This window comes from Aerococcus sp. BD502 (assembly GCF_057919555.1).
The window spans coordinates 389018-413298 of the sequence record NZ_CP147972.1 but is presented as its reverse complement, the minus strand read 5'-3'; the positions used below and the strand labels follow the sequence as shown (position 1 = coordinate 413298).

At 47.6% G+C, this 24281-nt stretch carries 22 protein-coding genes; 20 read left to right on the top strand and 2 right to left on the bottom strand.

Features of this window, described 5'->3' with window-relative positions; all coding sequences use genetic code 11:
• Positions 1-36 precede the first annotated feature (36 nt).
• Genes WF803_RS01990 through tsaD form a run of 6 tightly spaced genes read left to right on the top strand, consistent with a single transcriptional unit; the run spans position 37 to position 5693 of the window.
• Positions 37-1356 carry a hypothetical protein gene (locus WF803_RS01990; RefSeq protein WP_489611460.1) on the top strand — a complete coding sequence of 440 codons (1320 nt, stop codon included), beginning with the start codon at positions 37-39 and terminating at the stop codon, positions 1354-1356.
• A 13-nt stretch (positions 1357-1369) separates the two neighbouring features.
• Positions 1370-2107, top strand: a complete 738-nt coding sequence (locus tag WF803_RS01985) for an ABC transporter ATP-binding protein (protein WP_489611459.1) — start codon at positions 1370-1372, stop codon at positions 2105-2107.
• Entirely contained in the window at positions 2094-3338 is a 1245-nt protein-coding gene (locus WF803_RS01980) for an ABC transporter permease (RefSeq protein WP_489611458.1), read from the top strand. The genes WF803_RS01985 and WF803_RS01980 overlap by 14 nt, the downstream gene beginning before the upstream one ends.
• Before the next feature lie 23 nt (positions 3339-3361).
• Positions 3362-4096, top strand: coding sequence for a tRNA (adenosine(37)-N6)-threonylcarbamoyltransferase complex dimerization subunit type 1 TsaB (tsaB, locus tag WF803_RS01975; protein WP_489611457.1), 735 nt, complete (start codon positions 3362-3364; stop codon positions 4094-4096).
• Positions 4077-4646, top strand: coding sequence for a ribosomal protein S18-alanine N-acetyltransferase (gene rimI / locus WF803_RS01970; RefSeq protein ID WP_489611456.1), 570 nt, complete (start codon positions 4077-4079; stop codon positions 4644-4646). Before tsaB ends, rimI begins: the two co-directional genes overlap by 20 nt.
• 36 nt (positions 4647-4682) lie before the next feature.
• Positions 4683-5693 (top strand): tRNA (adenosine(37)-N6)-threonylcarbamoyltransferase complex transferase subunit TsaD, encoded by a 1011-nt coding sequence (gene tsaD / locus WF803_RS01965; protein ID WP_489611455.1) that lies wholly within the window; start codon positions 4683-4685, stop codon positions 5691-5693.
• A 39-nt stretch (positions 5694-5732) separates the two neighbouring features.
• Here tsaD and WF803_RS01960 read toward each other — a convergent pair whose 3' ends face one another.
• The gene (locus WF803_RS01960) at positions 5733-7673 is read right to left on the bottom strand and encodes an ABC-F family ATP-binding cassette domain-containing protein (RefSeq protein ID WP_489611454.1); all 1941 of its coding nucleotides are present in this window, start codon (positions 7671-7673) and stop codon (positions 5733-5735) included.
• A 157-nt stretch (positions 7674-7830) separates the two neighbouring features.
• Between WF803_RS01960 and WF803_RS01955 the strand changes: the two genes are divergently transcribed.
• The 11 genes from WF803_RS01955 (at position 7831) to nadE (ending at position 20614) form a co-directional block, all read left to right on the top strand.
• Positions 7831-8451, top strand: a complete 621-nt coding sequence (locus WF803_RS01955; protein WP_489611453.1) for a redox-sensing transcriptional repressor Rex — start codon at positions 7831-7833, stop codon at positions 8449-8451.
• Positions 8452-8611: 160 nt separating this feature from the next.
• Positions 8612-8881, top strand: a complete 270-nt coding sequence (locus tag WF803_RS01950; RefSeq protein WP_489611452.1) for a co-chaperone GroES — start codon at positions 8612-8614, stop codon at positions 8879-8881.
• Positions 8882-8942: 61 nt separating this feature from the next.
• A complete protein-coding gene (gene groL, locus WF803_RS01945; protein WP_489611451.1) occupies positions 8943-10571 on the top strand; it encodes a chaperonin GroEL in 1629 nt (542 codons plus the stop codon).
• 219 nt (positions 10572-10790) lie between these two features.
• Positions 10791-12470: a Na/Pi cotransporter family protein gene (locus WF803_RS01940; protein ID WP_489611450.1), complete on the top strand. Its 1680-nt coding sequence runs from the start codon at positions 10791-10793 to the stop codon at positions 12468-12470.
• A gap of 116 nt (positions 12471-12586) precedes the next feature.
• Positions 12587-13141, top strand: coding sequence for an NADPH-dependent FMN reductase (locus WF803_RS01935; RefSeq protein ID WP_489611449.1), 555 nt, complete (start codon positions 12587-12589; stop codon positions 13139-13141).
• Between the two features lie 39 nt (positions 13142-13180).
• On the top strand, positions 13181-14590 hold the full coding sequence (locus WF803_RS01930; protein ID WP_489611448.1) for an aldehyde dehydrogenase family protein: 1410 nt from the start codon (positions 13181-13183) through the stop codon (positions 14588-14590).
• Between the two features lie 127 nt (positions 14591-14717).
• Entirely contained in the window at positions 14718-15836 is a 1119-nt protein-coding gene (locus WF803_RS01925; RefSeq protein WP_489611447.1) for a cell division site-positioning protein MapZ family protein, read from the top strand.
• Positions 15837-15943: 107 nt separating this feature from the next.
• Positions 15944-17338 carry a sugar transferase gene (locus WF803_RS01920; RefSeq protein WP_489611446.1) on the top strand — a complete coding sequence of 465 codons (1395 nt, stop codon included), beginning with the start codon at positions 15944-15946 and terminating at the stop codon, positions 17336-17338.
• A gap of 147 nt (positions 17339-17485) precedes the next feature.
• Positions 17486-18259: a formate/nitrite transporter family protein gene (locus WF803_RS01915; RefSeq protein ID WP_489611445.1), complete on the top strand. Its 774-nt coding sequence runs from the start codon at positions 17486-17488 to the stop codon at positions 18257-18259.
• A 32-nt stretch (positions 18260-18291) separates the two neighbouring features.
• On the top strand, positions 18292-19797 hold the full coding sequence (locus WF803_RS01910; protein ID WP_489611444.1) for a nicotinate phosphoribosyltransferase: 1506 nt from the start codon (positions 18292-18294) through the stop codon (positions 19795-19797).
• Positions 19781-20614: an NAD(+) synthase gene (gene nadE, locus WF803_RS01905; protein WP_489611443.1), complete on the top strand. Its 834-nt coding sequence runs from the start codon at positions 19781-19783 to the stop codon at positions 20612-20614. Before WF803_RS01910 ends, nadE begins: the two co-directional genes overlap by 17 nt.
• 25 nt (positions 20615-20639) lie before the next feature.
• Here the strand turns inward: nadE and WF803_RS01900 are convergent, their stop codons facing one another.
• Complete coding sequence (locus WF803_RS01900) at positions 20640-21275, bottom strand: YigZ family protein (protein ID WP_489611442.1); 636 nt, start codon at positions 21273-21275, stop codon at positions 20640-20642.
• A gap of 91 nt (positions 21276-21366) precedes the next feature.
• Between WF803_RS01900 and WF803_RS01895 the strand changes: the two genes are divergently transcribed.
• The 3 genes from WF803_RS01895 (at position 21367) to hpf (ending at position 24096) form a co-directional block, all read left to right on the top strand.
• Positions 21367-22731 (top strand): ATP-dependent helicase ComFA, encoded by a 1365-nt coding sequence (locus WF803_RS01895; protein ID WP_489611441.1) that lies wholly within the window; start codon positions 21367-21369, stop codon positions 22729-22731.
• Positions 22732-22913: 182 nt separating this feature from the next.
• Positions 22914-23414 (top strand): ComF family protein, encoded by a 501-nt coding sequence (locus WF803_RS01890; protein WP_489611440.1) that lies wholly within the window; start codon positions 22914-22916, stop codon positions 23412-23414.
• A gap of 109 nt (positions 23415-23523) precedes the next feature.
• Complete coding sequence (hpf, locus tag WF803_RS01885; RefSeq protein WP_489611439.1) at positions 23524-24096, top strand: ribosome hibernation-promoting factor, HPF/YfiA family; 573 nt, start codon at positions 23524-23526, stop codon at positions 24094-24096.
• Positions 24097-24281 lie beyond the last annotated feature (185 nt).

Here is a 24281-nt window from a genome sequence, read left to right as displayed (position 1 = left end):
GTATAATAGAGATAACTTAAGGAGAGGATGATTCGGATGAAAAAGGGCAAGTGGCTATGGTGGATATTAGGGGGGCTAGCAAGCCTGCTCGTGATCGGTATTATCGGTTGGAATATGCTTTATCAACCTGGCGGACAGAAGGATCAATCGGATGAGCCATCCATAGAAGCCATTACCCTACAAAAGCAAGACCCAGTAGCCCTTAAAGGCAAGGCTGCCCTAGAGACAGATGATAAGTACTTCTACCAGGAAGAGCGGGGGCCTTTGGGAGAACTTTTTGTGACTGATGGGCAGACCGTGGAAGCGGGTCAGCCGCTATTTTCCTATCGCCAAGAGGAGGTGGAGAATCAATTGGCTGATTTGAAACGCCAGCAGACACGCTTATATAACGAGCGTCAAGAATTACAGCAGCAAGGCGCTGTGGGTCAAGGGATGAGCCAGGTGGCGCCCTCGCATCCGATTGTGGCTCAGTTTATGAATGCCCCGGTGCAAGAAGCTCCCGAAGCAGTACCTGGGCAGGGGACAATGGGCTTAGAGAATGGGGCAGCTAACCCCGGTCTTAATGAAAGTGGGCAAACGGAAGTCCCCGCTCCTGGTTTTGATACCGGCCAGGCAGCTGAGGCCGCCCAGGCTGCCGAAGCATCCTACCAAGAACAATTACGTGCCTTAAATCAGCAAATTGAAGATGTGGAATGGAACATTCAGCAATTAGAAAATCGAGCCAGTTCCTTGGTAAAAGCCCGTACTCATGGCCGGGTGATGTTGGATTTAGAAGGGCAAAATGACAACAGCAAGCCTTTTGTGCGTGTAATCAGTGAAGATGTCTCCGTGCTTGGCCAAGCAGGTGAGTATGATTTCTACCTCCTTCAAGAAGGTCGGCGGGTTTCTTTGGTAGTGCCTGCTAATAATGAAAAGTTAAAGGGCGAAGTCCTCTCCTTTGAAAATGTGCCTAATGAAAGTAGTAGCCCTGCCCTCGTATCCGATGGAGATATGCAGCCTGGTATAGAGAATGCGGGCGGGAGTAATGGGAATGCCCAGTATGAATTTACCGTCCGGCCCGAAAAGAAAATCCAACCAGGTTTTTCAGTGACGATTACTTTTGAAATGCCGGGCTTTATTGTTCCCGAATCGGCCTTTATTAAGGAACGCGGGAAAACTTATGTCTTCGTCGTTGAAGACGGTCAGGCCAAGAAAAAAGCGGTGACCATTGAAAAACAAGGAAACCGCTATGCCCTCATGAAAGGGGCTAAGGCTGACGATATTTTGGTCCAGGATGTTAAAGGGATGAAAGATGGCCAAGAAGTGCAGGTGGATTTAAACAAAAACGAGGGAGAAGGTGAGGATCGTAATGGCTAAAACTCACCCTCCCATGCTTAGACTTCGCCATGTCAATAAGTATTTTGGCCGTGGAAGCTTGCGGACGCAAGTGCTTCATGATATTCAGCTAACAGTTCAACGCGGGGAATTTATTTCTATTATGGGTCCCTCGGGCTCAGGAAAATCTACCTTGATTAATATCTTGGGGCTTTTGGATCATGACTTTGAGGGCCGCTATGAATTACAGGGCCGGCAATTGGAAAAAAGAACGGACAACGAGATCTCTAAACTAAGAAATGAAATGGTGGGCTTTGTTTTCCAAGACTTTAATTTGATTCAAACAATGACTGTGGCGGAAAATGTGCGCTTGCCCTTGCTTTACCATGGGATGACCGTTCGAGAAACCAAGGACCAGGTGGCTAAAGCCTTAGAGCGTGTGGGCTTAGGGGATAAGTTAGATCAGAAGCCTTTCGAATTATCAGGTGGGCAAAAGCAAAGGGTCGCCATTGCGCGTGCCCTCATTAATGAGCCTGAATTTATTATCGCGGACGAGCCGACTGGGGCTTTGGATACGAAAACATCGACCATGATTATGGATACGATTGAAGCCTTGCACAAGGAAGATGGCGTGACAGTTTTAATGGTGACGCATGATCCGAAATTAGAACGTTACGCTAGCCGGCATTTACGTATTGTGGATGGCCGCTTGTCGGAAATTTCGCCTTCGTCAAGTGATGCTCTTGTTAATACCCAACTAACGGTAAAGGAGGCCCAGCATGCGCTTCAGTGAAATTATTCGTTCTTCCTTAGCCACCATGCGGATGAATGGGCGGCGGACAGTTTTGACAATGATTGGAATTGTCATTGGCATTGCGGCGGTGATTACGATTATGAGCTTGGGAAATGGCTTTAGGAAAAATGCCATGAATGAGTTGACCGATGACGAGGGCGGCCGCCCGAGTCAGACGTTAAGTTTCCAGCCCAGCAATTTTGATGCGTATACTTTTGAAACTTTAGAGCCTTTCAAACGGACAGATTTAGATATATTAGAGCGTGTGCCTGGGGTGGATAAGGTCGAAATGATGAAGAATCAAATGAACGAACAGCCGAAATTCCTGTCGGTGAGCTATGCTAGGCAAAGTGAATCCTACCAAACTGCCAATGTCAAAAAAACTGAAGACGAGATCTTAGCTGGCCGTAATTTGTCCCCTACGGATGATACAGCGACAGCACGGGTTGCAACGGTCAGTAGTAATTATGTGGCTGAGACTTTTGGCGGGGAGGAGGAGAAAGCTCTCGGAAAAATCATGGATATTGAAGGGACGCTATTCACGATTGTGGGAGTTTTTCCTGCGGGTGAAGCCGGTTTTAGTCTGGTCGAAAACGAAGACAGTGAGAGGAGTATGGAAACTTTAGCTGACATTAAAATTCCAATGTCCACCTTTAGCACTTTTCTTGCTGATGATGAAAATGAGCATGCTTGGTCCGTCAAATTATTTTTTGATGAAGGTGTCGATATCAAAAAAGTTTCCCAAAAAGCCGCCGATGCCTTGAACAAGGAAGGCTCGGCAAATTCTGATGGGAGCTATTCCTTCTTCGATATGAGTGATATCATGGAAGGAATTGGCAATGCCTTAAACATGATTACCTATTTCGTGGCTGCTGTCGCTGCGATTTCCTTGTTAATTGCAGGTGTTGGCGTGATGAATATGATGTACATTTCTGTTTCTGAACGCACGAAGGAAATTGGCATTCGGCGTTCCCTAGGAGCCACCAAGGGCAGTATTCAGTGGCAGTTTCTCTGTGAAGGTATTGCGATGACCACTTTCGGCGGGATTATTGGCTACGGCTTTGGCATTGGTATTGCTCTTATAGTTTCTTTATTTTTGCCTTTTGATGCGGCTATTGATTTTGGTACCGCCTTTTTAGCGGTGTTAATTTCAGTCTTGGTGGGGGTCATTTTCAGTGTCTTTCCCGCCCGTGCTGCGGCTGAGAAAAATGTGGTGGAAATTTTACGGTAAATGTGAGAAAGGAGACGCAGCGCATGTTCTACTTAGCACTTGATACGTCGAGTCAGTCTTTGAGCTTGGCTTTGATGCAAGGGGAGGACTTACTCGCGGAATTAACGACCAATACGCAAATTAAGCATTCCAGGCAATTGCTGCCCTTACTCGCTAGTTTGATGGAGCAATTAGATTATAAATATGAAGACTTGGAGGCCGTGGTTGTTAGTCGGGGTCCAGGTTCCTATACGGGCCTGCGCATTGGCGCTACTGTGGCAAAAATGCTTGCTTGGACTTTAAGAATTCCGCTCTATTCAGTAGATAGCTTGGCCTTATTGGCGAGTTCTCTTGGCCCGGTGCCTGGCTTGGTGCTGTCTGTTTTTGATGCACGACGGGGCAATGTTTTTGGCGGTGCTTTCCGCTGGCAAGGCGAGCAATTACAAGCCGTTAGAGAAAGCCAGCATGCACCTTTAGATGTCTGGCTGCCAGAAGTCATCCAAAGTCTACCTGCTGAATTACCTATCACTTTATTGGCGCCTGATTTGAGCCGCCTTAGGACCTATATGGATGTTGTTATGCTAGCTGAAATCCGTGGGCGCCTGGTGGGTCAAGAAACCGTTCTTCGAGCCCCAGAGATGGCGGCCTTGCCCTGGCAGCGGGAGGACGAGATGACCTTTAAGCCCGCTTATCTCAAGCTTGCCGAGGCTGAAGAGCGCTGGTTGGGCGAGCATCCGGAAGCTGACTTGGGTGCTAATTATGTGGAACGCATGGAGTAAAATTAAGGCCTGTTTGACCCGCTGGCGCTGGCAGCAGGAGCAACCTCTTTGGGCACTTTTGCCCTTGCCTAAGCCCTACCATTATCAAGGCCAGCAGGTGACCTTTACTTTTGGCCAAGCGGGGGCAATTGGCGAAATGTTAGCGGTGGAGCGCTTGGCTTATGGGCGCTTGTGGTGGCGGGCGGAGGATTTTTACTTCGATATGGTTGGGCGCCAGAATTCCGCTTATTTACTAGCCTATTTAGATGGCTTGCTTTTGGGTTTTCTAGCTTGCCGCAAGCAAGCTCTAACCCTACATATTTCTAATTTTTTACTCCTGCCCGCTTGGCAAGGCCGGGGTCTGGGGTCTTATTTACTGAAGGAAGCCAAGCATTATGCCCGCCGCCTGCATTGCGTTAAATTAACGTTAGAAGTGAGGGAAGGCAATGTAAAGGCTCAGGCGTTTTATAAAAAACGAGGTTTTTTCATTACGGGTGAGCGGAAAAATTACTACCAGCAAACAGGCGAATCGGCAATTTTGCTGGCTTGCTTGGTGACTAGCGCGGATTAGGAGCGCTTTTTAAAATAGCAGAATGAGGAGGTTTGTATGGGAGTTAATATTTTAGCAATAGAAACAAGCTGTGATGAAACCAGTGCGGCAGTGATTGAGGACGGTCGCCATCTGCGCAGTAATATTGTGGCCACTCAGGTGAAAAGCCATATGCGCTTTGGTGGGGTGGTGCCTGAAATTGCGAGCCGCCACCATGTGGAGCAGATTAATCAGATCATTGCCATGGCCCTCGAAAAAGCTGACCTTACCATGGCTGATATTGCAGCTATTGCAGTGACTAAGGGACCCGGACTAGTGGGGGCTTTACTGATTGGCTTAACAGCCGCCAAAACCCTGGCTCTCGTTCATGGCTTGCCGCTCATTGGGGTCAATCACTTGGTGGGCCATGTCTATGCAAATCGCTTGGTGAACGGAGAACACTACCCTGCCTTAGCCTTGGTGGTCAGTGGCGGACATACAGAATTGCTTTACATGCAGGCGCCCAATAACTTTGTTAAGATTGGCGACACGCGCGATGATGCGGTGGGAGAAGCTTATGATAAAATTGGCCGCGTCTTAGATTTGCCTTACCCCGCAGGCAAACCCATGGATGAATTAGCACAAAAGGGCCAAGATATTTATAACTTCCCACGTCCGATGCTTGGCGATGGTAGCTATGATTTTAGTTTCAGTGGCTTGAAGTCGGCAGTGATTAATCACCTGCATAATATGAAGCAACGCGGGGAAAGTTGGGAGGCTGTGGATATTGCAGCGAGTTTCCAGGCGGCAGCCGTGGAGGTGCTTGTAGAGAAAACTTGCCAGGCTGTGCTGGAAAAACCGGTTAAGCAAGTCATTGTTTGTGGGGGAGTAGCAGCCAATCAAGGTTTGCGCCATGCTTTGACTCAACGCTTGTCTCAGGAAGCTCCAGAGGTGAAGGTAGATTTTCCTCCCATTAGCTTATGCGGTGATAATGCGGCGATGATTGGCGCCGCTGCTTATGAAAATTACCGGCAAGGCGACTTTGCAGATTTAAGTTTAGATGCGATACCAAGTTTAGACTTTGCCTAAGAAAAAAGCATGCCCCAACCTGTCATGGGGGCATGCTTTTTACTCATTCTCATAAGCTTCTAAGGTGAGGAAGAGGTCTTCCCAAGTGGCTAGCGCTTCTTGTAAGTTAGCTTTTTTTGCTTGGACATTTTCGTGATAGCCAGCAATTTTTTCCTGATCCGTGAAGATATCTGGCTGGGTCATCGCTTCTTCTAATTCCGCAATTTCTTCTTCTAGCTTCTGAATTTTTTCTTCTTGCGCTTGAATTTGCCGTTTCACTTTCCGCGCTTCCCGAGCACTATCTCGACTTTTTGAGGAGTTTTCTTTTTTCTTCGGGCTTCCTTTTTCTATGGGAGTGGTTTTTTGCGTGGCAGCCGCCCGGGCCTTTTCCTCGGCTTTTTTGTTTAAGTAGTAATCATAGTCGCCCAGGTAGAGTTTGGAACCTGTAGCGGAAATTTCTAGCACCTGATCCGCCAAGCGGTTAATGAAATAGCGATCGTGGCTGACAAATAGGATGGTGCCATCATAAGCATCGAGCGCTTCTTCTAATACTTCCTTGGAAGGAATGTCCAAGTGGTTAGTTGGCTCGTCCAAAAGCAAGAGATTATCGTGCTCAAGGGAGAGTTGGGCCAGTTCGAGCCGGGCTTTTTCCCCACCAGATAGGCTTCGCACGGTTTTCTTGACCTCATCGCCTGAGAAGAGAAAACGGCCGAGCAGGGTTCGTACCGCTTCTTCGCTCATGAGGGGGTGCTCGTCCCAGATTTCGTGGAGGACATCCTTTTTCGAGCGCAGATTCCCAAGTTCCTGGTCATAGTAGCCTACGCTGACATGGGCCCCGAAGTGGATTTTTCCTTGCCAGGCAGGAAGTTCGCCGATAATTGTTTTTAACAAAGTGGACTTACCGATCCCGTTAGGCCCGACCACTGCGACCACTTCTTCCTTCCTTAAATCTAAATTGATCGGAGCAGAGAGTAGAGTATCGTAGCCCACCCCCACTTGATCCAATTCTAAAACTTTTTGCCCGCTTTCCTGGGCCACGTGGAAATCCATGTGGGCTAACCGGCTAGCGGTCGTGGGCTTTTCTAAGCGCTCCATTTTCTCCAGCTGCTTACGGCGGCTTTGGGCCATTTTTGTGGTCGAGGCCCGGGCAATATTTTTTTGCACGTAATCTTCTAACTCGGCAATTCGTTTTTGCTGTTTTTCGTAGGCTTTTTCTTGCCGTTCCAAGCGAGCCGCTTTTTCTTTAAGGTAGAAGTCGTAATTACCGGCATAATGCTCAAGAGAACGGGCAGTCATTTCCACTGTCTCATTGGTCACGGCGTTCAGGAAGTAGCGGTCGTGGCTGACGAGCAGGAGGGCGCCATGGTATTTGGGCAATTCCTGCTCCAGCCAGTTCAAGCTATCGATATCTAAATGGTTAGTCGGCTCGTCAAGAATTAAAATATCAGGGGCTTCAAGGAGCACCTTGGCCAGAGCGAGCCGGGTTCGCTGGCCGCCGGAGAGGGTACTAATGGGTTGGTCATACATTTCTTCGCCAAACTGGAAGCCGTTCAGCACCATTTTAATGCGGGAGTCCACCGCATAGGCTTGCCGCACTTGAATTTTTTCTTGTAAGCGATCATAGCGGTCCAGGCTAGCTTGGTAGGCAACGCTTTTCGTAGCGTCGGCCAGTTCTGCAAGCTCTTCGGCGGCTTTTTCGGCTTTTTTGAGTAAGGCCAAGTCTTCCTTAAACACCGCCCGCATTTCCTCGTAGATCGTTTGCTCACTCATGAGCCCGCTGTGCTGGTCCATATAGGCAATGCTTAGGCCGCGTTTTTTGTACACCTGTCCCTCGTCCGGTTCGCTAAGGCCGGTGAGAATTTTAAGCAGGGTTGACTTGCCGCTGCCATTCCTGCCGATGAGGGCAATGCGACTATGGTTTTGGATGGTAATATTTAAATTGGCAAACAGTTCCTCCGCCCCAAAATAACGGGCGAGATTATTGCCTTGAAGTACAATCATGATTCACACCACATTTCTCTTAGTATGTTTAGTTTAGCATAGCCTAACCCCAAGGCTCGACCATTTTTGTTCAGAGATGTCTTATTGCCTAATCGCTTGGGTCTTGGTACAATACATGCTGAAGGTGGGGACTTGTCCCCGGTGAGAGGAGCGAATTATGAATAAAATTCCAAAAGCAACAGCCCGGCGCTTGGTTCTCTATTATCGCAGTTTGAAACATTTTAAAGCGCTAGGCTATTCTCGGATTTCTTCAGAAGAGTTGGGGGAAGCTTTGCAGATCGATAGTGCGACGATTCGCCGGGACTTTTCTTATTTTGGAACCTTGGGCAAGCGGGGCTATGGCTATGATGTTTTAGATTTGGTTGAATTTTTTAAGACGGTGCTGAGCCAGGATCAATTGACCGAAGTTGCGATTGTGGGGGTCGGCCATTTGGGCCAGGCCTTAATCAGTTATAATTTTAAACGCTCTAATCAGATTCATATTTCCGTCGCTTTTGACAGTGATCCTAAAAAAATTGGCAGCCAAATGCATGACGTGCCGATTTACAGCCCTGAGCAAATCGTTCAGGAATTGACCCAGCGAAAAATTACGACCGTTATCCTCACGGTGCCGAAAGAAGCGGCCCAAGACATTACTGACCGTCTTGCCGACGCAAATGTCAAGGGGATTTTAAATTTCACCACGGCACATTTGAATGTCCCTGTTTGGATGAATGTGCAAACGGTGGACCTCGCTAATGAACTGCAAACCCTCATCTATTATGTGAATCATCACTAGGAAAAGTCAGGTTAGTACCTGGCTTTTTTCTTAAAGGTCAAAAAATGTCAATAAAAACCTTGCTTTTTATGGGTAAATGGTCTAGTATAGGGAATAGGAATTAGCACTTGATCTAATCGAGTGCTAAGTGCATTAAGTTTCGAATTATGGAGGTTGTAAGATGATTAAACCGTTAAATGAGCGTGTTTTGGTGCAATTAGAAGAAACAGAAGAAAAAACGGCTTCTGGCATTGTTTTACCATCAGCTTCCCAAGAAAACCCTTTTATTGGAAAAGTTGTGGCTGTCGCTGAAGATACCGAAGATTTCAAGGCGCCAGTGAAGGAAGGCGACCGGATTCTTTTTGAGAAATATGCTGGGACCGAAATCAGCTATGATGGCGAAGATTATTTAGTGCTCAAGGCTAAAGATATTATTGCGGTTCTCGCATAAATTTAGCCAAAAATTGAGTTTAACTTTACTTTTCAGCTAGAACATTTTGAGGTGATAAATTATGACAAAGGACATTAAATTCTCAGATTCAGCCCGCCAAGCCCTCGTTAAGGGGATTGACACACTTGCTGATACGGTAAAAATTACCTTAGGGCCTAAAGGACGTAACGTTGTTTTAGAACAAAGCTTTGGCTCACCTTTGATTACCAATGATGGGGTGACGATTGCCAAGGAGATTGAACTCGAAGACCACTATGAAAATATGGGGGCTAAGTTAGTCGCTGAAGTCGCCTCTAAAACGAACGACGTGGCTGGCGATGGGACTACGACCGCAACCATTTTAACGCAAGCGATTGTTCACGAAGGCTTGAAAAACGTTACAGCAGGCGCTAACCCAGTGGGCATTCGCCGGGGGATTGACAAAGCAATTCGCAAAGCTGTTGCTGGCTTAAAAGAACACTCTGTTAAAGTTGAAGACAAGGAAGCCATCGCTAGTGTAGCTGCCATTTCTAGTGGTGACGAAGAAATTGGTGAATTGATTGCTAGTGCCATGGAAAAAGTAGGCGAAGACGGTGTTATCACTGTTGAAGAATCGAAATCCATCGATACCACATTGGATGTGGTGGAAGGGATGCAATTCGATCGCGGCTACCTCTCCCAATACATGGTAACGGACGATGAAAAAATGGAAGCTGCTTTGGATGATCCTTACATTTTGCTCACTGACCGCAAGATTACCAATATCCAAGATATTCTTCCATTGCTTGAACAACTTGTTCAACAAGGTAAGAGCCTCCTCATTGTAGCAGATGATGTTGAAGGGGAAGCTTTGCCAACCTTAGTCCTCAATAAATTACGTGGAACCATGAATGTTGTTGCCGTGAAGGCTCCTGGCTTTGGTGACCGTCGTAAGGAACAATTAGAAGACCTCGCCATCCTCACCGGCGGCCAAGTGATCACGGAAGATCTCGGCTTGGAATTGAAGGATGCGACCCTTAACCACCTCGGTCAAGCTGGCCGTGTTGTTGTCACTAAGGATCATACGACCGTTGTTTCTGGTGCAGGCAGCAAGGAACAATTGGAACAACGTATTGCCCTGATCAAAAAACAAATCGAAGACTCGACGTCTGATTATGACCGTGAAAAATTACAAGAACGCCTCGCTAAATTAGCGGGTGGGGTAGCCGTCGTTAAAGTCGGTGCTGCCACCGAATCCGAACAAAAAGAACGTAAGCTACGCATTGAAGACGCCCTTAACGCCACCCGTGCCGCCGTTGAAGAAGGCATTGTCGCTGGTGGGGGAACAGCTTACATGAACGTTCAAAGCGATGTGGTTAAATTACTCGACACGCTTGAAGGTGATGAAGCGACCGGTGCTCGCATTGTGGCCCGTGCGCTTGAAGAACCGGTTCGTCAAATTGTGGAAAACGCTGGCGAAGAAGGTTCTGTGATTGTTGAACGTATTCACAGCAAAGATCTCGGTGTCGGCTTAGATGCTGCGAAGAATGAATGGGTGAACATGATCGACGCGGGTATTGTTGACCCTACCAAAGTTTCGCGTTCAGCCTTGCAAAATGCTGGCTCCGTGGCAGGTCTTATCCTCAGCACAGAAGCTGTTGTCGCTGATCGTCCTGAAGAAAAAGATACACCAGAAATGCCTGCCGGTAATCCAGGAATGGGAATGTACTAAAATTAGCCCTTCCTAACGCCTAGTGCTTCGGCACTAGGCTTTTTTTGTGGGTAAAAAATGACGCGCAAAAGGAAGGGATGAGGGCGGGCAAGTAAAGGTCTTCAATTTAATTGATTCTTTCTTGATCGCTTAAAGTTTTTTAAATTTTACTTGCCAAGGAAAAATAAATAAGATACATTGAATGCAGTGCTTATTGACAGTAGATAGGAGTGTCGGTAAATGAATTTGGCGAGTTTTCTCGGTTTGCTGGGAGGTTTAGCTCTCTTCTTATATGGCATGCAGATGATGACGAATGGCTTGGAGATGGCCGCTGGTGATCGCCTGCGCGACATTCTAGAGCGCCTGACAGCAAATCGCTTTGTCGGTGTTCTCGTGGGAGCTTTAGTGACTGCCTTGGTCCAGTCTTCCAGTGCGACTACCTTAATGATTGTTGGCTTTGTTAATGCGGGTATTATGCAGCTGAAAAATGCTGTGTGGCTGATCATGGGAGCCAACATCGGGACGACCATTACTGGGCAGTTAGTCGCTTTGGATGTGACCACACTAGCCCCTATTCTGGCCTTTGTCGGGGTGGCCTTGATTTTCTTCATCAAAGATAAAAAGATCAATGCCTTTGGGACCATTTTTGCGGGTCTTGGGGTCTTATTTATTGGGATGAATATGATGTCTGATGCTATGGCGCCCTTGCGTTCCAACCCTAATTTTGTCAATATTTTAACTTATTTTGAAAATCCCTTCTTGGGGATCCTTGTGGGTGCTGGCTTTACCGCTATTATTCAGTCTTCTTCTGCCTCTGTAGGGATTCTTCAAGCCATGGCCCTGAGCGGAGTGCTGGGCTTACCGCAAGCGATCTTTATTTTATTCGGACAAAACATTGGGACCTGTATCACCTCTGTCATTGGCGCGATTGGCTCAGACACGAACGGCAAACGTGCGGCGGTCATCCACGTGATCTTCAATATTATCGGGGCGGCCTTATTTGTTTTGATTACCTTAACCACACCTTTTACTTCGGTGATGATGAAATTGACGCCCAATAATCCGGCTGCTCAAATTGCTAACGTGCACACCATTTTCAATGTGGTGACGACCCTTGTCCTCTTGCCCTTTGGCTATCATTTGGTGAGTTGGGCCAAGCATTTAGTCCCCGAAAAGCCGCAACCTGCTGTGCCTAGTGTGGTGGAATTCTTAAATTTTGACCTGTTAGACCAAGATTTCCACTTCGGGAGTAACGCCTTGGCGATGACGCAATTGTTCCGCGAAGTGCAACACATGTTGGAACTGGTGACTTTGAACCTGCATGAAACTTTTCAGATTGTGATCGCTTTTGATGAAGAAGTTTTTATGGCCATCCATGACCGGGAAAAATCAATCGACCAACTGAACCGGGCCATTATCTCTTTCACGTCACAAATGATGGCCAATGAATTACCGCAATCGGGCTTATACTCGAGTGGCCTCTTCCTAAAAATTGCCACCGACTTGGAGCGGATTGGGGACCATGCCATTAACTTGTGCGACTTGGCCGAAGAGTTGCATGACCAAAACCGCAGTTTCTCTGAATTTGCTGAGCAGGAATTGCGGGAGATGGACCGCTTGTGCCAGGAAACCTTGGGGCTCTTACACATTGATGATTTGGATCACTTCTCGCATATTATGGAAGCTGTGCACGAATTGGAGAATGAAATTGATGAGGAATACGCCGCTTTTGAACGCAAGCAAATTGACCGCCTCAGCAGTGGCAAATGTACCATTGAGAATAGCATTAAATACTCCAAGATTCTCACAGACTTCGAGCGTATCGGCGACCATTGCTTAAATATTGCGAAGAACTTTAACGTGATGAAGCACTCTGTCAATACCTTACGCACCCATGAAAAATTACAGACCGAAGCCTAAAATTTGGCCTAGCTGCGTGCTAGGCTTTTTTGTTTACCAGCGTATTGTTTGATATTACGGTTTTGAAGTATTAAAATGGAAAATGAGAGATATAAAGTAAAAAAGGAGAGATAATGATGGTCAAATATGGTGTTGTTTTAGGTTCTATTCGGAAAAATTCCTTTACCGAAGCCATTGCTAAGGGCTTAGTCAAAGGCTTGCCGGCAGATGCTGAGGTCACTTTTATTGATACCAGCCACTTGCCCGTCTACAACCAAGACTATGATGAGGAAGGCGAGCCGGAATCTTATGCGCCCTTTAGAGCCCAAGTGGCTGAGCAAGATGCCATTCTTTTTGTCACACCTGAGCACAACCGGAGCGTGCCGGCTAGCTTAAAGAATGCCATCGATATTGCTTCCCGTCCCTATGGTGAAAATAAATGGGCCGGTAAGCCCGCCTTAGTGGCTTCCCAATCCACCGCGGGGATTTCTGGTGCGATTGCTAATCATACCTTGCGCCAATCCCTGGTTTTCTTAGACATGCCGGTGATGCAACAACCGGAACTCTACATCGGCCACAGTGATGATTTAGTCACGGATGGGGAAATTAGTAATGCGGACACGGCGAAATTCTTGAAGAGTGCTGGCGAGGCTTTTGTGGCCTTTGCCGATAAATTTATCGACAAAGCTTAAAACTGAAGTAAATAAAGCATTTTAAGAGGAGGCTGGCACATGAAAACTTATCAAAACTTGCTTAGAGGAGAATGGCGTGACAGTCACAGTGGCCGCACCATGGAAGTCGTTAATCTGACCACTGAAGAAGTTCTCGCCCAAGTCCCTCAAAGTGATGAGGAAGATGTCAATGCTGCTGTGGCGAGTGCGAAGGAAGCTTTCCCAGCCTGGCAGGCCCTCAGTGTGGCAGAGCGTATCGCCTACTTGGAGAAAATTTTAGACCAAGTGGAAGCGAGTGAAGACCGACTCGTGGAGACGATTGTGACCGAAATGGGGGCAGGTGTAAAATATACGCGGGAAAACCAAGTGCAACGCTCCCTCAAAGAAGCCCGGGCTGTCTTGGCGGTCGCACGGGACTTTCCTTTTGAGGAGGAAGAGGACGGCACTTTAATCGTTAAGGAAGCTTATGGTGTCGTGGCTTGCATTACACCTTGGAATTATCCGCTCAACCAAATTCAACGGAAAATTATTCCGGCCCTCGTTGCTGGCAATACGGTGGTGGTGAAACCAGCTTCCGATACGCCCTTAACAGCTCTGGTATTAGCGGAAATTTTTGCCGCCAGTGACTTACCGGCCGGCGTATTTAACCTGATCATGGGGAGTGGGAGCGAGGCTGGGCAAAAGCTTGCCGAGCATGAGGATGTGGCGGTCATTTCCTTCACCGGTTCGACCACCGTGGGCCAAGGTTTATATGCGGCGGCTAGTCCCCAAATTAAAAAATTAATTTTAGAGCTGGGCGGGAAATCCGTGCTCTTGGCCTTGCCTGGCGCTGACCAAGAGCAAGCAATTGAAAAATCTTTCCTCACGCTCTTAAATAATCAAGGGCAAACTTGCTCGGCCTTAAGTCGGCTCTTAATTCCCGCCGCCGAAAAAGACGCCTATGAAGCAGCCTTAAAGGAATTTTACGCAGAAAATGTGGTGCTTGGCGATCCCCACGAGGAGGAAACGCTGGTTGGCCCGATGGTTTCTGCCAAGCAAAAAGAAACCGTCCTTAACTATATTGAAAAGGGCAAGGCCGAAGGGGCGAAGGTTCTCATTGGAGACGAGTCGGTGGCCGGTCCTGGCTATTTCGTGCAACCCACCATCTTTACTGAAGTAACGAACGATATGACGATTGCCCAGGAGGAAATTTTTGGCCCGGTCTTAGTTGTGATTACGTATGAAGACCTGGCAGAAGCGATCGATATCGCCAATGACTCACCTTACGGCTTATCAGGTGCCGTCGTGGGACCTGATGAAGGCGAAGCCGTTAGGGTGGCTCGAAAGCTTCGAACCGGCAATGTGATTGTTAATGACGGTCAAATTGCTCCTGAAGCTCCTTTTGGGGGTTACAAGCAATCGGGCTTAGGACGTGAAAAAGGCCGCTTTGGCTTGGAAGATTACCTCGAAGTGAAGGCCATTTTCCATTAGGTCAAGAGGAAAAAAGAGAAGGATGGGCGCTGCCCATCCTTTTTTATGGGAAGAAAACTTGCAAGGCGGGGGCGGGATCGGTAAAATATGGGGAGAACAGTAAATTGGGTAAACGCAGGAGGAAAAGATGAAAAAGAAATGGGTTATTCGCACCATCGTCATGGCCCTCACCCTGCTTGTTGTCGTGGGCGTGGGCGTTTTAGCCACGAGCCAGGAAAGTAAGCTGGGCCAAGTCTTAAAATTAGGCAATGTGGATGAAGCTAAGGCGGCGGTTGAAAAATTGTACTTTGACCAAGAACATGTTTTTTTAGCTGAGGATATTACTGCTGAAAAAATTACCGACGCAGAAAAGAAATTGAATAATATTCGGACCGATGACGAAACGATGAAGCGATTAGCTGGCCAAGTGGCTGATGTGAAGGAACGTTTTGCGGTCTTAACGGATATTAATGGCTTATTTGATGAGCAATATAGTGGTGCGCCGCTGGTGGGCCAGACCTTGCAAAAATGGAATGTGATCAAGAAAGAAACAACGAAAGAGCAAGTCGCCGATGCGGGGAAACGCTACGGCAAGTTAATGACGGAACGCCGCGATGGCTTTTACTTAACGCTCCAAGATTTACTGGAAGACGCCCAAGAGCAAGTGGCCATTATCAGTGACTTTAAGGCTGAATTGCAGGACTTAGAGGACACGATTACCACGCCCGAAGCTCTGGCCGAACAGATTGCCAATTATGAAGCCCAGGCGGAGGAATTAGAGAATCCTTTCGTGAAGAATCTTTATTTAAACATCCTCAGTGACTTCGAAGAGCAAATGACGAAGAAATTGAGCGATGAAGGCCTCGAAGCAGCCAAGGAAAGTGGCGCTGATGAGGAAGAGCTGAAACGCCTAGAAGCTGAAGCTAAGCAAGCTGAGCTTGACGCCCAACGCCGTCGTGAAGAGCGGGAAGAAGCAGCACAACAGCAACTGCCTAAACCAGCACCGGCCCCGCAACCGAGCCGGCCACGGCCTAACAGACCTCAGACACAGCCAAAACCTGAATCGAAACCGAAACCGGAACCCAAACCAGAGCCGAAGCCCAATGAAAGCAGCAAGCCGAGCGAGTCTTCCAAGCCTTCGGAAGAAAAGCCCAGCCATCCTGCGGAGCCAAAACCCGAACCCCCTAAGGACCCGGTGCAACCCAGTCAGCCTGAGCGTCCCAGTGAAGGAGAATCGCAACCGGGCCCCAAGGAACCGGAGGATTAAGGAAATTCTAAATAAAAAGCCAGGCCGAAGCCTGGTTCCTATGGTATGATAAGAGTGCACATCGAGCTTTGCTTGATGTCACTCTTTTGTAGTTTAAGGAGGCAATTATGGAACGCAACGGTGAATGGACCAATTGGTATCGCATCATAATTTGCGCCACCGAAGTTCTAATTTACTTTATTTCATATTTAATTTCATTTTTTATTCGCTATGGCCGCTATGTGCCCATTCGGAATTTTAGTGCCTTTCAATCGGCGATTCCTTGGGTGCTGATTATTTTTGTGGTCTTTAACTTGCTGTTTGGTATTTATGTGCTCTACAACAAAAGCAAGGGGGATATTTTCTTTATCACCCTGATTATCCATGGGCTTTTAGCCTTGGTGACCATGTTTTTAAGCTTTGCCGGCCGCTGGCTCGCCTTTCCGCGTTCGGTAATTTTGATCAATTGCTTTGTCAGTGTGATTTTTGTTTACCTCTTCCGCGTGCTGGTTTTTAGCATGTACCGGCGTTATGCCAGTGACAAGCGAGTCCTTATTTTAGGCAAAGAAGCGGAAGTTTTCCCGGCTATTTTGAATTTCAAATCAAGCAAAAGTACCCGGCATATCGTCACTCATGTGGTTTTATCGGATTATTTCGAAAATGTTCGCCAGCGTTTGGATGAATTTGATATTGTCTATTTTGCTTCCCAAGTGGCTGAGGAGGAAAAAATTGCCATCTATTCCCTGCTTATGGAGGAGCATAAGAAGCTTTTTGTCAATTCAAAATTTGAAAATCTGGTCATGGTGAACCCCAATATTATGAATTTTGAGGATGAATCTATTATTGAGACCTCGGACTTTAAAATTCCCGCCGACCAGGCTTTAATCAAGCGCGTTTTGGATATTTTAGTCTCAGCCTTCTTAATTATTATTTCCTCTCCCTTGATGCTTATGACGGCGATTTTGGTGAAGTTGAGTTCGCCTGGTCCCATTCTCTACCGGCAGGTCCGGCTCACCATGGATAATCAAGAGTTTAAAATATTAAAATTCAGGACCATGACTGCCACTGCCGAAGCGGACACCGGCCCCGTGATTGCCACGAAAAATGACCAGCGGATTACAGGGGTAGGGAAATACTTGCGGGCCTTGCGGTTGGATGAATTGCCCCAGCTCTTCAATATTATCAAAGGGGACATGTCGCTCGTCGGCCCCCGTCCGGAACGGCCTTTTTTCGTCAACCAATTCCAAAAGCAAAATCCTCACTACTACCTCCGCCATAATGTGCGGGCGGGCTTGACCGGCTATGCCCAAGTTTACGGGAAGTATGCGACAGATTTTAATAGTAAGTTAAACTTCGACCTTATTTACATTAAAACTTATTCGCTAATCTTAGATTTTAAAATTCTCCTGCAAACTATTAAAATTCTTTTTGATAAAGTGTCCAGCAGTGGTGTGGATGAGGCCAACACTCACCGTGTAACCCGCGAGGATATTCGTCGGATGAATATTGAATTAGTAGAATAAGTTTTAGGCAGTGGTTCGCCACTGCTTTTTTGTTTTAGCGAAAGAGAAATAACTTGTAGGGACTTCCTGTGGGCAAAGGGCTTTCTTTTCCACGTCACTTAAGCTATCCTTAGTATGATAAGAAATACGAAGAAAAGGGGATATGTGATGTACAGTCCAGAGGAAATAGCAGAAATTACGGTGGCGACCAGTGAGAAAAAACTGCAAAAATCACTGTTAGAACGCCTGATTTTAGGTTTTATTGGTGGGGCCATGGTGTCCTTGGGTTACTTAGCTTATGTGCGTGTAACAGCGGGCATGGCACCAGAAGTCGGGGGCTTGGCGACCTTTTTAGGCGCTTCCGTTTTCCCGATTGGCCTGATTGTTATTTTACTGGCCGGCGGTGAATTGATTACTGGGAATATGATGGTCGTGAGCTTCGGCTTTTTAGCCAAGAAGGCGAGCCTGGGTGATTTGCTCAAAAATTGGCTAGTTATCACCTTGGCCAATCTGGTGGGGGCTCTTTTTGTCGCTTACTTCTTTGGCCATGTGGTGGGTTTAACAGGCAGTGGCATTTACCTCGAGCAAACCGTTAATGTCGCTCAGGGAAAAATTGCCGCGTCCGCTGGGCAGGCCTTTATTTCCGGCATGGGCTGTAACTGGTTTGTTGGCTTAGCCCTCTGGCTAACCTACGGGGCCAAGGAGGCCGCTGGTAAATTCCTCGGAGCCTGGTTCCCCATTATGGCCTTCGTTGCCATCGGCTTCCAGCACAGTGTGGCGAATATGTTCATCATTCCAGCAGCCATTTTTGAAGGGCAAGTCACTTGGTTGGAATTCCTACAAAATGTCATCCCCGTTTACTTGGGGAACATTGTGGGAGCTTGTGTTTTCATTTCCCTTTTCTATTACTTAGCTTACTACCGGAAAAACACCAATAAATAGCGCGATCGCTTTGTATCCAATAGGAGGATAGCATGTTAGCACCTGATGATTCTTTAGCCTTACATACGGATTTGTATGAAATTAACATGATGAAAACTTATTTTGAGGCCGGCGATGCTGATAAGCACGTGGTTTTTGAATTATACTTCCGTAAATTACCCTTTGAGAATGGCTATGCTATTTTTGCCGGGCTGGAGCGGATTATTGACTATATCAAAGCCCTGCATTTTACCGCCAGTGACCTCAACTATTTAAAGGAAGAAGTGGGCTACCCCGAAGACTTCCTGAATTATTTAAAAAATTATCGCTTCCAAGGGAGCATTCGTTCCATGGTGGAAGGGGAAGTGTGCTTTGCTAATGAGCCTCTGCTGCAAGTTGAGGGGCGCTTGGTGGACTGCCAACTGGTGGAGACGGCCCTATTAAATATTGTCAACTACCAAACCTTGATCGCTACTAAGGCAGCGCGTATTCGTAGTGTCAGTGGGAAGGATGGTTTAGCGGAATTTGGTTCTAGGCGGGCCCATGAAATGGATGCAGCAGTTTGGGGAGCTCGCGCCGCTTATATTGGCGGCTTTAATTCCACGGCCAATGTGCGTGCCGGTAAATTACTGGGCGTGCCGATTTCGGGGACCCATGCTCATTCTTTGGTGCAAACTTACCAGGATGATTACGAAGCCTTCTGCCATTATGCAAACACCCATCATGACTGTGTTTTTCTTGTCGACACCTATGACGTTTTAAAATCAGGAGTGCCCAATGCCATTCGTGTGGCTGATGAATATGGGGATAAAATCAACTTTGTTGGTGTGCGCATCGATAGCGGGGACTTGACCTACTTGTCGAAGCGGGTGCGCAAAATGCTGGATGCAGCTGGTTATCCCGAAGCGAAGATTGTGGCCTCCAATGACTTGGATGAAAAAACTATTCTTAACTTGAAGATGCAAGGCGCTAAAATTGACTCTTGGGGTGTGGGAACGAAATTGATCACGTCCTTTGACCAGGCCGCTTTGGGTGCTGTTTATAAATTGTGTGCAATTGAAGATGAGAGTGGGCAATTGATGCCGACGATGAAGTTATCCAGTTCACCCGAGAAAATTACCACGCCAGGCAAGAAACAAGTTTGGCGCATTACGCGCTGTAAGGACGGGAAATCGGAAGGGGACTACATCACCCTCGATGATGAGCGGCCGGATAAATTAGATGAATTATTCATGTTTCATCCGACCTATACCTACATTAATAAAACGGTACGTAATTTTGAGGCTCGCCCCTTACTAAAACCTATTTTCGATTACGGCCAGTGCGTTTATGAAACGCCCACGGTAGATGAGGTGCGGGCTTATGCGCGTTTTGGCTTGGAGGTTTTGTGGAATGAGTACACAAGGATACTTAATCCGGAACACTATCCCGTGGACCTCTCCACTGACCTTTATCGTTTGAAGATGACGAGCATTGAGAAAATTCGTAAGCGTGTCGGCCAATTGCCCGTGGATCATTTTTCCTTGTTTGAAGAATTAGAGGATGACCAGCATGGTTAAGCAAAGAGATATCCAAAAGGCCTTAGATGTAAAAAAACGCATTAATCCGGCCCAGGAAATTGCAGAGCGCGTGGCTTTTATTAAGGCCTACTTGATAGCCCATCCAGGAATAAAAACTTTAGTTTTGGGCATTAGTGGTGGCCAGGATTCAACCTTAAACGGACGACTGGCTCAGCTGGCTATTGAAAGTCTGCGCCAGGAAAGCGGGGATGAGGCTTATCGCTTTATTGCCCTGCGCCTTCCCTATGGCAAGCAGGCGGACGAAGAGGATGCGGCCTTAGCGGTCGAATTTATTCAACCGGACGAGTGCTTGACGGTCAATATTAAGCCTGCTGTAGCCGAGACGGTTGCCAGTATGGAAGCAGCCGGCGTCTCGATTTCGGACTTTAATCGGGGTAATATCAAGGCGCGCGAACGTATGCTGGTCCAATATGCGGTGGCTCAAGCGCGTGCTGGCTTTGTCTTGGGCAGTGACCATGCGGCTGAAGCGGTAACCGGTTTTTATACGAAATTTGGCGACGGTGCCAGTGATTTAGTACCCTTATGGGGCTTAAATAAGCAGCAAGGCTTGGCTTTACTGCGTCATTTAGGTGCGCCCCAGGCCTTACTTTTGAAGGTGCCTACGGCGGATTTAGAAGATGATAAGCCCCTAGAAGCTGATGAGGACGCCTTGGGAATTTCCTACCAGGCGATAGACCGTTACTTAGAAGGTGGAGCTGTTCACCCTAAGGAAGCCGAAAAAATTGAACATCTTTATGATACCTCCATGCACAAGCGCCAGCGTCCCGTGACGCCTTATGATACGTGGTGGCAATAAGAAAACGCAGGTTTTACCCTGCGTTTTATGCTTTGAGGGGGATATCCACGTAGACTTGGGCTTTTTCTGTGATCTGCCCTTGGCCACTGGTTAGATTGGTCAAGCGCTCCTTAACTGCTGCTAATTGCTTGATCGGAACACCGATGTCATAGGTCACATTTTCCAGGTAAGTGGTGTCTAAGACTTCATAGGGTGATTCCTGGAGCCAGTACTCGATGGGGCCGGTGAGTTCATAGGGAATGGTCAGGGCGAGTTCTTGCTGGACTTGGCGAATAACGAGGCCGACGGTTTGAATCGTTTCACTCGTGCATTGGCTGTAGGACCGAATCAAGCCGCCTGCCCCTAGTTTGATGCCGCCAAAATAGCGGGTGACGACCACGACTATATTTTTTAAATTTTCCTGCTTCAACACTTCGAGCATGGGCACGCCTGCCGTGCCTTGGGGTTCGCCGTCATCAAAGGCGCGCTGGACTTGGTTGTGGTCGCCAATTTGGTAGGCGGCACAATTATGAGTCGCTTTGGCGTGCTCTTTTTTAATTGCTTGGATAAAATCCTGGGCCTCTTCTTCCGTATGGGCCCGGGCAACGTGGCCGATAAAATCAGACTTTTTGATTGTGAGCTGGTAGGAGCCTGCTTGCTTAATTGTTTTGTAATCTTCCATCTTGTCACCTCGTCCTTATTTTACGGGAGGCTTTTGCTTTTGCAAAGTGAAAGCCCAGCATTTTCGGGTAAAGCCAAGTAGGAGGTGCCTTATGGAGCGATGTTTTGGTCGTTTACTATTAAAACGAGAATGTGAAGTTTTAGAACAATGGTCAAGGGCAGAAATAGAGGCCTTAGGGGGCGAAGTTTATCCAGCGATTGAGCGGCTAAAAGCAAGCTACCGCTGTGGCCGTTGTGGTAACCAGAAGCCCGAGTTATTCCAGGTGAATGCTTGCCAATGCGCGGGGAAGCCTTGTGTGTATTGCTTAAACTGCTTAGGCTTTGGCAAGGTACGTTCTTGCGATGAATTGTATTATTTTCCGGCCCGTGGCGTTTTTCCAAAGTCGTCGACTTCCCTCTTGCAGTTGTCCATGACACTTTCGCCCGCCCAGGAGCGCCTTAGTGAAAATTTGGTTACTTGCCTAAAGCAGGGTCAAGACCATTTGCTGTGGGCGGTGACAGGGGCGGGCAAAACCGAAATGTTATTCAAAGCTTTAGATGTAGCTCTCTCCCAGGGGCTGATGGTAGGTTTAGCTGCACCCCGGGTGGATGTCATCAATGAGTTAAAGCCCCGCTTACAGGACGCTTTTCCCACAGTCAAAAGCCAGTGCCTCTATGCCGGCAGCCCCGATGAATACCAGTGGCTCCCCCTCACCCTGTGCTCTACCCATCAGCTGCTCCGTTTTAAAGAAGCTTTTGATTTACTGATTATTGATGAGGTGGATGCCTTTCCCTTTGCCGGTGAGGCGACCTTTCAATGGGCTGCCAAGCGGGCGGTCAAGTCTACGGGGGTGCGCTTTTACTTAACCGCGACACCGGGCAAGGAGGAGCAAAGACAAATGCGAGCGGGTGAGCTGTCAGCTTCCATCTTGCCGGCCCGCTACCATCGCCAGCCCCTGCCTGTCCCTAAGCATTGCTACGTGGGACCTTGGCGACAGGAACTAGAATGCGGCCTGGTGCCTGGGCGCTTGCGGCAGCAGATGGCCCAATGGCTGCAAAAAGGCTACCGTTTCCTCGTCTTTCTTCCCCATATTGCCTTAATGCTTCAATTAGAGAAAAACTTGCGGAAGCTTTGGCCCAAGGCGCGTTTTACTAGTGTTTCCTCTAAGGACCCTAAACGGCTGGCCAAGGTCGAAGCTATGCGGGCGGAAACCTATGATTTTCTGTTAACGACTACTATTTTGGAGCGCGGGGTGACTTTCCCTAATATTCATGTGCTTGTTTTGGGCAGTGAAGATCCGATATTTACGGCTTCAGCCTTAATGCAAATTAGTGGTCGGGTAGGGCGGAAACCTTGGGCGGCAACCGGGGAAATTTTATTCCTGCATTATGGAAAAACGCGGGCCAGCCAGCAAGCCATTCAGCAGATTAAAAGCTTAAACCAAAAAGCCCGTAAGGAAGGTCTTCTCGATGAGTGAGCTTTGCTTACTTTGTGGCGAAAGTTTTGAAGCGCCTTTTAACTTGGCAGAACTTTGGTCATGGCGACCCTTAGCGAAGGCCTTGCTGTGCCCGACCTGCCGGGCTGGTTTCCTCAGGCTCACGCCGCCTTATTGCCCAAACTGTGGACGTACCATGAGTGAGGGAGCCTAGCGGCCCCTGTTTGGATTGCCAGCGCTGGGCTGGGCAGGGCTTTCGGCCCCAGCACGAAGCTTTTTTCCATTACAATGAAGGGTTTAAGACCTGGTTACTCCTCTACAAGGCCCGCGGTGATATCCGCTTAGGGCCCGTCATGGCCCCTCGCTTACAAGCTTGGCGGGCTAAATACCCCAAGGCCTTATGGCTACCGCTCCCTTCTAGCGCGGGAAGTTTTGCTCGTCGGGGCTTTCAGCAAACCGTGCTGTTGCTTAAGCAAGCTAGCCTGCCTTACCAAGAGGCCTTCCACTTGCTTGACCGCCAAGCCAAGCAAGCCGGCCGCAAGCGTTCTGAACGCCTGCATGATCATAGGCCTTTAGCATTAAGAGCAGATTTTAAGCTGCCCAAAGAGACGGAATTACTCTTATTTGATGATGTCTATACCACCGGCACCACCATGTACCGGGCTTATCAGGCCTTAGCCGAGGCAGGCTACCAGCAGGTGCACAGTTTGAGTCTCGCCCGCTAGCAGGATGAGCGTATGACTTGCTATAGAAAGCGTTTTTCCTTATACTAAGTATAAGTAAAGCTCACCAAGCTTTACACCAGATTCCCTGGTTTAGAAAGGATGAGTATTTATGTTTACTTATAGTGTCCATGGGAAAAATTTTGAGGTAACGCCTGCCATTCGCCAATATGCGGAGGATAAAATCTCAAAGATTGAAAAATACTTCCATGATGCACCGAATACGACAGTATACGTGAATGCCAGAACTTACCCTAATGGTGAAGCGAAGGCGGAAGTGACCATCCCCATGCCCCGCTTGACCCTCCGTGCCGAAGAAACCACCCAGGATCTCTACGGCAGTATTGATTTGGTGGTGGATAAATTAGAACGGCAAGTGCATAAGCACAAAACGAAATTAAACCGTAAAGCTCGGGAAAAAGGCCTGCCCGAATTTATTAAGGAACAAATGGACCAAGCTGATACGGAAGACGATGAGGACAATGATATTGAAATTGTACGGGAGAAAACCTTTGCCGTGAAGCCCATGTCCCCTGAAGAGGCTGTTTTACAAATGGAAATGCTAAACCATGACTTCTTCCTGTTTATTAATGCTAAGACTGACTCAGCCGCCCTGGTTTACCAACGGCGTAATGGAAAATACGGGCTGATCGATATTGAACGGGAAGTTCTCGATCACGCTTAAAAAAGTGATGCTCATGATTTCACAAAAGCCTCTTTCGGGAGGCTTTTTTCTATGTTATGCTAGGAAATGGACAATGGTCAACATTTGTCAATATTAAATAAATTTAGATTTTATTATTCCAGAAAAACATGCTAGAATGAGTGAGATAGACTAGCGAAAAATCTAGTTCAGCGAAAAGGAGAAAG